Origin of the sequence: Acetobacter garciniae (assembly GCF_017377735.1) — a bacterium.
GTDB lineage: Bacteria > Pseudomonadota > Alphaproteobacteria > Acetobacterales > Acetobacteraceae > Acetobacter > Acetobacter garciniae.
In genome coordinates, this window is record NZ_JAFVMH010000005.1 from 37,270 (window position 1) to 49,525 (window position 12,256).

At 56.8% G+C, this 12,256-nt stretch carries 11 protein-coding genes; 7 read left to right on the forward strand and 4 right to left on the reverse strand.

Features of this window, described 5'->3' with window-relative positions; all coding sequences use genetic code 11:
• The first annotated feature begins 2 nt into the window (after positions 1–2).
• The 4 genes from trbF to J2D77_RS10720 are packed head-to-tail and all read left to right on the forward strand — an operon-like array spanning position 3 to position 3,158.
• Positions 3–686, forward strand: a complete 684-nt coding sequence (gene trbF, locus J2D77_RS10705; protein WP_207846290.1) for a conjugal transfer protein TrbF — start codon at positions 3–5, stop codon at positions 684–686.
• The gene (trbG, locus tag J2D77_RS10710; RefSeq protein WP_207846291.1) at positions 683–1,684 is read left to right on the forward strand and encodes a P-type conjugative transfer protein TrbG; all 1,002 of its coding nucleotides are present in this window, start codon (positions 683–685) and stop codon (positions 1,682–1,684) included. Before trbF ends, trbG begins: the two co-directional genes overlap by 4 nt.
• Complete coding sequence (locus J2D77_RS10715) at positions 1,681–2,889, forward strand: TrbI/VirB10 family protein (RefSeq protein WP_207846292.1); 1,209 nt, start codon at positions 1,681–1,683, stop codon at positions 2,887–2,889. Before trbG ends, J2D77_RS10715 begins: the two co-directional genes overlap by 4 nt.
• On the forward strand, positions 2,886–3,158 hold the full coding sequence (locus tag J2D77_RS10720) for a DUF2274 domain-containing protein (RefSeq protein ID WP_207846293.1): 273 nt from the start codon (positions 2,886–2,888) through the stop codon (positions 3,156–3,158). The genes J2D77_RS10715 and J2D77_RS10720 overlap by 4 nt, the downstream gene beginning before the upstream one ends.
• 26 nt (positions 3,159–3,184) lie before the next feature.
• Here the strand turns inward: J2D77_RS10720 and J2D77_RS10725 are convergent, their stop codons facing one another.
• Both J2D77_RS10725 and J2D77_RS10730 read right to left on the reverse strand, forming a co-directional pair.
• Positions 3,185–3,484, reverse strand: a complete 300-nt coding sequence (locus J2D77_RS10725; RefSeq protein WP_207846294.1) for a type II toxin-antitoxin system RelE/ParE family toxin — start codon at positions 3,482–3,484, stop codon at positions 3,185–3,187.
• Positions 3,471–3,725 (reverse strand): type II toxin-antitoxin system ParD family antitoxin, encoded by a 255-nt coding sequence (locus tag J2D77_RS10730; RefSeq protein WP_099963191.1) that lies wholly within the window; start codon positions 3,723–3,725, stop codon positions 3,471–3,473. The genes J2D77_RS10725 and J2D77_RS10730 overlap by 14 nt, the downstream gene beginning before the upstream one ends.
• A gap of 382 nt (positions 3,726–4,107) precedes the next feature.
• Here J2D77_RS10730 and J2D77_RS10735 point away from each other — a divergent pair, with 382 nt between their 5' ends.
• The 3 genes from J2D77_RS10735 (at position 4,108) to J2D77_RS10745 (ending at position 9,169) form a co-directional block, all read left to right on the forward strand.
• The gene (locus tag J2D77_RS10735) at positions 4,108–6,180 is read left to right on the forward strand and encodes an ATP-dependent nuclease (RefSeq protein WP_207846295.1); all 2,073 of its coding nucleotides are present in this window, start codon (positions 4,108–4,110) and stop codon (positions 6,178–6,180) included.
• Positions 6,177–7,916 carry a UvrD-helicase domain-containing protein gene (locus J2D77_RS10740; protein ID WP_207846296.1) on the forward strand — a complete coding sequence of 580 codons (1,740 nt, stop codon included), beginning with the start codon at positions 6,177–6,179 and terminating at the stop codon, positions 7,914–7,916. Before J2D77_RS10735 ends, J2D77_RS10740 begins: the two co-directional genes overlap by 4 nt.
• Before the next feature lie 140 nt (positions 7,917–8,056).
• Entirely contained in the window at positions 8,057–9,169 is a 1,113-nt protein-coding gene (locus J2D77_RS10745) for a Fic family protein (protein ID WP_207846297.1), read from the forward strand.
• Positions 9,170–9,225: 56 nt separating this feature from the next.
• On the opposite strand, the gene J2D77_RS10750 is transcribed toward J2D77_RS10745, so the two are convergent.
• Both J2D77_RS10750 and J2D77_RS10755 read right to left on the reverse strand, forming a co-directional pair.
• A complete protein-coding gene (locus tag J2D77_RS10750) occupies positions 9,226–10,386 on the reverse strand; it encodes a site-specific integrase (protein WP_207846298.1) in 1,161 nt (386 codons plus the stop codon).
• Positions 10,387–10,562: 176 nt separating this feature from the next.
• The gene (locus tag J2D77_RS10755) at positions 10,563–12,245 is read right to left on the reverse strand and encodes a recombinase family protein (protein ID WP_207846299.1); all 1,683 of its coding nucleotides are present in this window, start codon (positions 12,243–12,245) and stop codon (positions 10,563–10,565) included.
• Positions 12,246–12,256 lie beyond the last annotated feature (11 nt).

Sequence of the window (12,256 nt, forward strand, 5' to 3'; positions counted from 1 at the left end):
CGATGTTCCGTCGCTCCACGGTGCGCTACGGCACGACGCCGGAGCCGGTCACCCCCTATCAGAAAGCCGCCCAGATCTGGGATGAACGCATCGGTTCCGCCCGCGTGCAGGCCCGCAACTGGCGGCTGATGGCCTTTGGTTCGCTGTTCCTGTCCGCAGGCCTTGGGGCCGGGCTGGTCTGGCAGTCCGCACGCGGCACCATCACGCCGTGGGTCGTGCAGGTGGACCGGCTGGGCGAGGCGCAGGTCGTGGCGCCTGCGACAGCCAACTATGTGCCGACGGACCCGCAGATTGCCTGGTATCTGGCCCGGTTCATCGAGGACGTCCGCAGCCTATCCTCCGACCCCGTGGTGGTGCGGCAGGACTGGCTGCGCGCCTACGCTTTCACCACCACGTCCGGTGCCCAGGCGCTCAACGATTATGCCCGTCAGAACGATCCCTTTGCCCGCATCGGGCATGAGCAGGTCGAACTGGACGTGTCGTCCGTCATCCGGGCGTCGCCCGTGAGTTTCCGGATCGCCTGGGCCGAGCGGCATTACCGCGACGGGGCGTTCGTTGGCACCGAACGTTGGACCGCGATTGTCTCGGTCAGGCTCAGCCCGCCGCGTGATGCCGATCACCTGCGCAGAAATCCCTTGGGTGTTTTTGTCTCCGCCATCAACTGGTCGAAGGAGCTTGGCCAATGATCTGTCGCGCTCTTCGTGTCCTGCCGCTGCTTGTCCTGCCCCTGGCCGGATGCGCGCAGCATTACCATCCGCCGGTCATCCGCTACGATGACGCTGTTCAGGCCACGCGCCTGCCGGACCCACCGAAGCCGGTGCGGGTGGTGGAAGTCCCGAAACCGTTTCCCTTGCCGGGACAGCTCAAACCGTTGCCCTCACGACGTGCGGTCCATCCGGCCCCCGAAGTCGCCGATCCCACAGCGCGTGTGACGCAGGCCAATCTGGCCGCGCGCATCCAGCCCAAGCGGGCTGGATTCATCAATGCGGTGCAGGTCTATCCCTATTCTCCGGGTGCCCTCTATCAGGTGTACACCTCACCCGGCGAAATCACAGACATCATGCTTCAGCAGGGTGAGAAGCTGGTGGGCACCGGTCCCGTGGCGGCAGGTGACACCGTGCGCTGGATCATCGGTGATACCGAGAGCGGGGCAGGGACGACAAAGAGGATTCATATCCTGGTCAAGCCGACGCGGCCGGACCTGGCCACCAACCTGATCGTCAACACCGACCGGCGGACCTATCTGGCGGAACTGCGCTCCACACCGGCTACCTATATGGCGTCAGTATCGTGGGATTACCCCGAGGATGATCTCATTGCCCTGCATCGGCAGGACAGCGCCGCCGATGACGCTGCCCCGGTGGACGTGGGGCTGAATCTCGACGCCCTGAATTTCCGTTACGTCATCCAGCCGGTGAAAGGGGGCACGCCGCCCTGGCTGCCCGGCCGAGCCTTTGATGACGGCCAGAAGGTTTATATCGCTTTTCCGGCTGGCATAGGGCAGGGGGAACTACCGCCTCTGTTTGTGCTGGGGGCCGATGGCGGGCCGGAACTGGTCAATTATCGGGTGCGGCAGAACTGGATGATCGTCGATCGCCTGTTTACCGCTGCGGAACTGCGTCTGGGCGACAAACACTCCGAGCAGCGGGTGCGGATCGTACGCAGCGACGGACGGCGGTCATGACGGACAGGCAGGAAGAACACCGGGACGAAAGAGCGGAGGGCGGCACCGAAAATGCCTCCCCTGCGGCCCCGCCATTGCTTCCCGATCTGCGTCTGCGGGCGGAACGACCGCGTGTCGTGCGTTTGTCGCGCTATGTTGTCTGGGGTCTGGCGGGCACGGGTATGATCGGGATTGGTCTGGCGCTGGGCTACGCGCTGCAGAATTCCGCCCGGCAGGGACCAGCGTCCGCCGTGCAGGATTCTGATGCGCGACCTTCGGCCGATGGGCTTGATGCCCTACCAAAGGATTATACCGGCGTGCCCAGGCTGGGGTCGCCTTTGCCCGGTGATCTGGGCAAACCGATCCTGAAGGCACAGCAGGAAGGCAGGGCCGGACCGGTTTCGGGCATGGGTGACCGGCGGGCCGAACAGGAAGTCGAGGCAGCCATCGCCAGCAAGTTGTTCGTGCAGACGCAGGATGCCGGGCGGCAGGACAGGGCGTCTGCCCCTGCGTTGCCCTCAACCGGGAATAACGCTCCGTCTGCTACAGCGGGCACAAATGACCGGCAGGCCGCGAACCGCGCCTTTCTGGCGGGCCAGCCCGATCGTGTGACAGTCAGCCCGGATCGCCTGACGCAGCCTGTTTCCCCATACGTTATTCAGGCGGGGACGGTCATCGTGGGTGCGCTCAACTCGAAAGTCAGTTCGGACCTGCCGGGACAACTGATCGGGCATGTGACGCAAAACGTCTATGACAGTCCGACCGGACGCTACCTGCTTGTGCCGCAGGGCAGCACCCTTTTCGGCACCTATAATAGCAGCGTCTCTTTCGGGCAGCAGCGCACGCAAGTGATCTGGACCCGCCTCATCCGTCCCGATGGCGAGAGCATCGTGCTCGACAGGATCCCGGGTGCCGATGCAATCGGTCAGACCGGGCTCAAGGATATGGTGGACCAGCACTGGGGCCAGCTTTTCAGGGCTGCACTGGTGACGACCATGCTGAGCGTCGGGTCTGAAGCCGGGACATCATGGGGTGAGAACAACCTGCTTCAGGCGATCCGCAGCGGCGCCAGCAACGGGTTTTCCATGGTGGGAAACCGCCTGATCGACCGCAGTATGGATATCCAGCCCACGCTGACCGACCGGCCGGGCCTGCCGTTCACCCTAATCGTCAATCGCGATCTGGTTTTGAAACCCTGGCATCCGCATGAAGGAGCAGCACCATGACAAAACTCCGTATCAGCACCATTTCTGACAGTCGGCCGGTCAAACTGACGATCGAACTGCCAGCCGAGATACATCGTGACCTACTGCTGTATGCTGAACTGGTTTCGGAAAAAGCAGGGGAGGCGGCAGATGCCATCCCCGATGCGGCCCGGCTGGTGCCGCTCATGGTCGGGCGTTTCATGGAGACTGATCGGGCCTTCCAGAAACAGCGGCGGGGCAGAAAGCCAGCATCTGCAGCAGGAACGACAGGCGTTTCCAGCGAAGGGTAAAGCAGGTTTGGCGAGCACAAGCAGCGTCAGTCTGTTTCCATAAACCGCTCCCAGCGCCGTAGTCGAGGCAGCACGCGGACGATCAGAACCCCTTCGTCGTCAATGAGATAGAGGATATGGTGAGCCCGATGACGATGCAGTCTTATCGGTGGGTCGAACTCGCGACGTTCCGGCGCAAGCTGCGGATGTGAGGCAATAAGGTCGAACGCGTCCGCCAGTCCTGTATGGTAGATTTCGGCCCGCCGTGGCCCGAAATCCCTCACGCCCTGCGTATAGATGTTGACGATGTCGTCTTCGGCGAGCCGCGTCTTTCTACAGGTCGGCATCCGTCGTCCCGGCAGCCGCGCGAGCATCCTGCAGCAATTGCTTCATGCTCCTGGTCCCAACGCCACTACGCAGACCGGCCGTGATGTGGGCCTGAACCTCATCATGCGCGGCACGGGCTTCCTGATCACGCCGGATCAGATCGCGGACGTAGTCGCTCGCATTGCTGTAGCGTCCTGTCCTGGCCTGAGCCTCTACCCATTCCTTCATGGGGTCGGGCAGGGATACGTTCATTGTTGCCATCGGCGCCTCCGACCTTAAGGATGACAAATTTTGCCAATCCTTGTCAACGAATTTGGGGTCTTGCGCGGGGGCTTCCAAGTCTGAATAGCAGGTAGTATTGAAGCAAGACCATATGTGCGGGAAGACAATTGGACTTTTGTTTATGGAATATTGTGCAAGAGTATATTGGGCAAAATACACGAATATCGTAATGTATAAATTCAATCCAAATAACAAAATTTTAAGAAAAATTTACATATCATATATATAAGAAAATATAATGTGATATAGGTTCTGTGTGTGGTAATGTGCAAGTAATTATTTAAATTATATCGATGATTCGTGATTGTCCGGGAGGGATATATTCCGAATGTGATGAACTCGATAGAATCGGAGGACGTGGGTGCGTATTAAAAAGGTGCGGGTTCAAGGATTCCGCTTACTACGTGACGTGGAGCTTATGCTCGAAGACACTACAACGGTGGTGGTAGGTCGTAATAATAGCGGGAAGACATCTCTCACGGACGTTTTTAGGTGCTTTGCGTCTGGCGGATCATCTTTCAAACTGCAAGATTTTTCTGCTGCAGATCGGAGCAAATTTGCGATTGCAAGAGAGGCAAGGTTAGCAAAAGAAGCACCACAGGACGTGCTTGGAAAGTTACCGACGATCGCTGTTACAATTACTTTGACTTACGACAAAGCGGCTCCTGATATCGGACCAATGTCATCCTTTGTGATTGATCTCGATGCCAACTCGGATACAGCGATAGCGCATGTTATCTACGCGCCGCGATTGTCGGCCCTATCAAGCCTCTTGGATTTCAATGCAGAGGCCGAAGCTGCGGATCCAATGATTGAGTTCAATCGCCATATCAAAGATACAATCGGCTCCGCATATGATGTCGAAGTATGGGCAATCGATCCGACTGATTCGAGCAATCGGCGTCGCCTCGACATGAATCATCTTAATACATTGATCAAGTGCAATTTAGTGCGAGCGCAAAGAACACTTGATCATTCCGGCTATGGTGATGCCGACGTTATCGGCAGACTTTTGGGTGGTCTTTACAAGACGGCCCAAGCTCCTACAGCCGCAGCCGCTGACCAGCAACTTGCTGCAGAGTTGAAGTCTTCGGTTTCGGAGATTGAACGCACTGTCCAAAAAGATTTTGATTCTGTTTTAGCAGCCCTGCTGCCTGCGATGGATGTTCTCGGTTTTCCAGGACCTAATGATTCGACGTTACGACCCGAGACGGTCTTGAATGTCGAGGCCTTGCTTAATGATCATACTAAGGTCGTCTATGCTAGTAACGACGGCGTTCATTTGCCCGAGGGCTATAATGGTCTCGGTACGCGCAATCTCATTTATATGTTGCTTCAGTTACAGAGCTTTCATAAAGAATACAGGGCTCGAGAAACGCGGCCTAATACACATCTGATTTTCATCGAAGAACCTGAGGCTCACCTTCACCCGCAAATGCAGGAGGTGTTTATCGCCCAACTACATAAGGCCGTTGCCAAGTTATCCGACGGATATCCTGACGAGCCGGCGTGGAAAGTCCAGTTTGTCATTACTACCCACTCTCCGCATGTTGCCAACGCAGCCACGTTCGAAGCTGTCCGTTATTTCCTCAATGCCGAACCAGTCTCCGCTGGTGCACGTCAGACGAAGGTTAAGGACTTCAAAAAAGGCATGGCGACCATTCCTGCCTCAGACAAAGACTTTTTGCATCAATATATGACGCTTACGAAATGTGACCTCTACTTCGCCGATAAGGCGATTATGGTGGAAGGAACTACGGAGCGTATTCTTGTGCCGAGGTTATGTGCTCTGGTGGACAAGAATATTCCTGCTGAGCACAAATTAGCGCGACAATACGTGACGACAATGGAAGTGGGGGGAGCATACGCTCATTTGTTCTATCCCCTAATCGATTTTCTGGAAATCAAGACGCTCGTTATAACCGACATCGACGCTGTTAAAGCGGTCTCGGCGAAGACAAAAGCCGGAAAAGACACGACTAAGTATCCAAAATGTCCTGTGGCGGAAGGTGAGCGCACCAGCAATTCGGCGATCAGGCGTTGGTTCGACGCTAGCTCTACCCCCTCCCACATCAAGCCATTAGATCTTCTTTCTAAAACGGATGAGGAAAAAACCTTAAAAGTAAGGCGAATAGCGTATCAAGTTCCAGAGGTAAAAGGGACGGAAACTTGTGCCCGTAGCTTTGAAGACGCTCTGGTTCTTGCCAATCCTGAGCATTTCGGGCTTGAAGAAGGGGAGAATATGGCCGCCGATGCATGGGAAATGGCCAAAGATATGGGGAAAGCCGATACCGCACTGCAATTCGCTATCAGGGAAGATGTTTGGGTAGTGCCGCGCTATATCCGTGAAGGATTGGCTTGGCTAGCTGAGCCTTTAACATCAACCTTATCACCGACGGACGCCGGTGGCGAAACTTCGGAAACTTCCTCGTGACTGAAGCATCAGAAAATCCAGCCATTGTCGCAGCCGAAGCTGCACAAACTAAGGTTGACGCCTGCCTTGATGCAGGAAAAAGCTTCCGGCTTGAAGCTGGAGCAGGTGCAGGCAAGACTTATTCACTTGTAGCCGCTCTCAAAAGGATAATTGCCGAGCGGGGACGCTCATTGGTTCATACTGATCAGCGTGTTGCTTGTATCACCTTTACTGAAGTGGCGCGTGACGAGATTGCTATGGAAATTGAGGACCATCCAGCCATCCTGGTGGAAACGATTCATTCTTTCTCGTGGGGTTTTATGGCTCCATTCCAGTCAGCGCTCAGATTTGCGCTTCCAGAACTGTCACGGCGAAGAGAAGCGATTATTGAGGTGGGAGGTGTCGGTGAGAGACCTGTGGTCTACGACCGCGGATTCTTCCGTATAGATGAAGACAAAATATCGCTCGCGCATGATGATATCCCAGCGCTTATGGCCAGATTATTGTCACATGAGAAGTTCAAGCGCCTACTTACCCAACGCTTTCCTATAATGTTCATAGATGAATATCAGGATACGGATCGCGACTTTATGGCTGCCATTGAGGAATACGTCTTCAATGGCGATGGTGGCCCGCTAGTCGGCCTGTTTGGCGATCACTGGCAAACGATCTATCGAAGTGAATACGAACTTCCCGATTACTCTGTTGAGGTCATTGATAAGGGTTCGAATTTTCGTTCGGTGCAACCTATTGTCAACGTGCTGAACCGGCTACGGCCCGAATTACCCCAGGTAGTTAGCAATCCTGCTCTGCCCGGCGAGGCCCGCTTTTACCATACCAATGCTTACGTTGGAGAAAGAACAAACTCGTCCCATTCTAAAAAAGACTTGCCGCCAGAAATGGCGAAAGCCGTCCGGATTAACTTGATGGAGCGTCTTAAGACAGAAGGTTGGGTTCCGGACAAAACTAAAGTTTTGATGTTGACGCATAGTGTTCTTGCCGCTGAGCAGGGGTACCCTCGTATCGCAGAGATATTCAGAGGACGGACCGAACAATTCGTCAAAAAAGAGGATCCCGTCGTCAAATTATTGATAGAGGTTGTGGAGCCGATGTGTGCGGCTTATTCGGGTGGCAACTACGGCGAGATGTTCCATATTTACGGTGCCGGTCCAGCAATTCGATGTCACGCAGATAAAATCGCTTGGCGCGCCGATATGGACCAACTACTTGAATTGAGAGCTAGTGGTACTATTGGTCAAGTGCTGGATCATCTCGGGCAAACGGGCCGCCCGACTCTTACATCGCAAATCATCAAAAGACAGAGTGAGTTCGAAGCGCTTCGGGGTCAACCTATTCCCGACGATATGGGATCGTTGCAACGATACGCTACTTTGCGGGAAGTGCCTTATGCAGAGATTGTTGAAGTCACTAAATTCGTTGAAGGCTTCACTCCGTTCGCTACTCAGCATAGCGTCAAGGGCGCCGAGTTCGAGAATGTGCTCGTCATTCTTGGAGGCGGATGGAACCACTATAATTGGCCAAAATTATTTGAATTACTAAAAACAAAAAAAGTCACGGCAGCAAATTCGAAGGGCTACTACCGCTCACGGAATTTGTTTTATGTGTCGGTATCTCGGCCGATGAAGCGTCTTGCTGTGCTTGCTACTCAGACCTTATCGGAAGCCGCTTTGGAGGCTGTAACGCATCTCTTTGGCCTTGATGGAGTAGAGGAACTTTCGCGTGAGCAATTAGGATAACGCCTTATCTTGCATAGAAAACGAACACTGTCAGTTAGACTTCGCTGTCGGTAGTTCCAAATCGGACCTCTTGCGTTACGGTATAATCTTGTGGTTTGCGGCGATTAGGCGCCATATTCTCCGCAAGGAGTGCAGGGAATATGGCGCGATACATTCATGAGCTCGGAGATTGGCCGGACTTCCGGTGGGACAATGATGCCATCTCCCATGCATTGGCCGCTGTGCGTCACCGGCAGGGTCGGCTTCTGGGGCGTATGGAAAGTCTCGGCTTCGATTTCAGATCGGAAGCGGTACTCCAGACCCTGACCGAGGACGTCATCAAGTCGAGCGAGATCGAGGGCGAAAACCTTGATCGTGAGCAGGTAAGATCTTCCATTGCCCGGCGACTGGGTATGGATATTGGCGCGCTGGCATCGGTGGATCGGGATGTAGAAGGCGTCGTGGAGATGATGCTGGATGCGACCCGGCATTATGCCGATCCGCTGACCGAGGAGAGGCTGTTCGCCTGGCATGCGGCTTTGTTTCCAACCGGCCGAAACGGCATGTCACGCATTCTGGTCGGAGAGTGGCGTGATGACAGAACCGGCCCGATGCAGGTCGTGTCAGGCCCTGTCGGACGGGAGAGGGTCCATTATGAGGCGCCGGCAGCCAGCAGGGTGCCCGTAGAGATGCAGGTCTTCCTCAACTGGTGCAATGCCGGGCAAGCGCTGGATCCTGTGCTGAAGGCAGCCATCGCACATTTGTGGTTTGTTACCATTCATCCGTTTGAGGATGGAAACGGGCGCATGGCACGGGCCATCGGTGACCTCATGCTGGCGCGTTCGGAACAGACGGACCAGCGTTTCTACAGCCTGTCGACCCAGATTCGGCAGGAACGGAAGGATTATTACGCAATCCTTGAGGCTACCCAGAAGGGGGATATGGACATCACGTCCTGGCTTCACTGGTTTCTAGGGGCGCTGGATCGCGCCTTTAATCGCGCTGAACTGGTCCTGGGAAAGGTTATCCAGAAGGCCCGTTTCTGGGATAATCTGGCCGGACAATCGATCAATGACCGGCAACGCCTCATGCTGAACCGTCTGCTGGACGGGTTCGAGGGCAAGCTGACCTCATCCAAATGGGCGAAGCTTGCAAAGACGTCACCGGATACAGCCCTGCGTGATATCAATGATCTCGTATCGCGCGATATTCTGGCCAGGGAGGCTGCAGGAGGCAGAAGCACCAGCTATGTGCTGGTTGTTCCCGAGACTTAAAACGCGGGTCGATACTGGTGGACAGACCGTTGATTGGGTACCATCGGCATTCAGGCCTATGTCCTTGCGTCGGTGAGCGCGGATGAGATGCGCTGGGCGACCTGATCCGTCGAGCGTTTGACATTTTCCCGCTTCAGGTGGGCATACCGGGAGGTGGTCTTGATGTCGGTATGGCCCAGCATCCGGCCAATCATTGTCAGGTCCGCTCCCATTTCCAGGGCATCCGATGCAAAGGAATGACGGAGATCGTGGAGCCTGACGCCATCCAGCCCTGCCGCCTTGCGGATACGACGCCACGGCTTTTGCAGGTCAGTGAGATATTCGCCAGCCTTGCGTCCGGTGATGACATAGGGATTGTCGGGCAGGCGAGGGGTGGTCTTCAGGACATCAACCGCTGCCGTGCCCAGTTGGACTGTTTTCGCTCCGGTTTTGCTGTCGGGAAGGCGCAGTTCGGCTTCACCCAGCCAGACATGCGCCCACTGAAGTGTCTGGATTTCCCGCAACCGGCAACCCGTGAGGGCAAGCAGACGGATGGCCCGTGCCGCTTCGGGCATATCTTCGGCGGCCTCGTCGAGGCTGCCTCCTAACCGGGCATACTCATCCCGGGTGAGGAAACGCTCGCGTCTTTCCTCCCGGTAGCGTTTGACGCCCCGGCATGGATTCACACCGTCCTGGCGGATACCCCATAGATCGGCAAGGCTGAACATCTTTGACAGAACGCCCAGCGTGCGGTTGGCCTGATAGGGGATATGGCGGAGGCTGCCATGAAATTCGACGACCTCAGCCCGTGAAAGGTCGGCCATCCGCCAGCTTCCGAATTTCGGGACAATGAACAGTTCCACCGAGCGCCTGTATTCTCCCCGTGTTCTGGGTTTCAGGTGGACATCGACATATTCGTCCAGAAAGCGCCTGGAGAAACTCGCGACAGTCATGGCCTTGCGGTCATCGGACCGTTTATCCGCCGGATTTTCCCCGGTATGAACCCGCGCGAGGATCCTGATGGCTTCATCACGGGCGAGATCTGCTGTCCACGGGCTGCCATGCTGGCCAATCGTGTAACGCCGCAGCCTCCCGCCAGAGCGGTAGTGAATGACATAGACCTTGCGGCCTGATGGCCAGACGCGGACAGCAAAGGCCGGGATGCTGTCATCCCACAGGAAATAATCTTTTGCTTCGGGCGTCGCCGCCGTGACGGTTTTCTTGTTGAGCCGGGCCATTCTCGCCTCCACCGCAGGAAACACATAGGAAACAGATGAGAGCGCAACCGAGCGTAGTCGGTGAAGGAATGACGTATCCCGACGGGGCCATTTTTCAAGGAAAAACAAAGGGTTTTCGTGGCCCGGCGCTATTCTGTCGGCACGGGAGCTGGCCAGCGTAGGCTAAAAAATCTTTCTCATAACCTGAAGGCCGCAGGTTCAAATCCTGCCCCCGCAACCATCTGAACTTGCGATGCCAACGCATCATGAACCCCAGTCCGGAAACGTGCTGGGGTTTTTGTTTGTCCGCTGCCCGACGCCATCGTCAGGATGCCGGCAAGGTCGCCCCGGACATCGATCTGGAGGCCCTTGTCGGATGGCGTCAGGATGATGGCTTCGATCAGCGAGCGGATGACCTCGGCCGCCTCCTGGCGTTTCTCGTCCAGCTCGGAATGCAGCATGTCGTGCAGGCGCGCGAGTTGCCGGTGGTAGAACTCCGCCATCTGCGGATGGAGCAGGGGCGGCGGCGCCTCGGCGGTGGCCAGGAACTCCTTGAGTTCGGTCTTGCGGGTTTCGAGCTTCGATCCGCGTTCCTTGACCGTCGCGATCGAGATCGCCTCGGAAAGATAGAGATCCATCAGGCGCTGGATGTCACGCTCAACCCGCTTCAGTTCTGATTCCGCTGCGCCGATGTCGGCTGACGCCTCCATGCGCAGGCGGTTCATCTCGTCCGTGAACGCGGTGCAGAACTCCGCGAACAGGTCCGGGTCCATGAGATGCTGGCGGAGCGCGTTGAGGACGCGCCTTTCCAGTTCCTCGCGGCGCATATTGGTCCGGTTGTGGCAGGTGCCCTTGTTGCGCGCTGTTGAGCAGCCCAGCAGGGTGCCAGAGATCATCGAATAACCGCCACCGCAGCAGGCGCATTTGCTCAGGCCGGAGAACAGATAGCGGGGACGACGTTTCTCACGGAAATGGTCGGGTGATGATGTGTCGCTTGTGTTCCGGCTGGCGCTGACGCTGGCCTGCCGCGCCTTGACCGCGTCCCACAGATCCTGATTGACGATCCGCAGTTCCGGCACATCCTGGATCACCCATTCGGTTTCCGGGTTGGGGCGCGCCTGGCGCTTGCCGGTGTCGGGATCCTTGATGAAGCGCTGCCGGTTCCAGACCAGTTTTCCCACATACATCTCGTTATTGAGGATCCCGGTGCCACGCGCCCGGTTGCCGGTGATGGTCGAGAAGCCCCACGCACCACTGCCCGGTGCCGGGATGCCCTCGTCATTGAGACGGAAGGCGATGGCGCGCGGCCCCAGTCCGGCCGCGAAGTCGCGGAAGATACGACGGACGACCTCTGCCTCCACCACGTTGATAGTTCGGTCGCCCCGGATCGGCTCGCCGTTGGCGTCGAGCTTACGCACGACATCATAGCCATAGGCGTTTCCGCCGCCCGACTTGCCCAGTTCGACCCGGCCGCGCAGGCCGCGATGGGTCTTCTCGGCCAGGTCTTTCAGGAACAAGGCATTCATCGTGCCCTTGAGGCCGACGTGAAGGTGGGACACCTCGCCTTCTGAAAGGGTGAAGATCCGTACGCTGGCATAATTCATGCGCTTGAAGACGCCGGCGATATCTTCCTGGTCGCGGGAGAGGCGGTCCATGGCCTCGGCCAGCACAATCTGGAACCGTCCGCGCTGTGCGTCGGCGATCAGCGCCTGAATACCGGGCCGCACCAGGGAGGCGCCGGAGATGGCGTGGTCGGTATACTCCTCGACGATGGTCCAGCCCTGTTTTTCCGCGTGGGTGCGGCAGACCCGAAGCTGATCCGCGATCGAGGCGTCGCGCTGGTTGTCGGACGAATAGCGGGCGTAGAGCGCGACCTTCATGGCGAGGTATC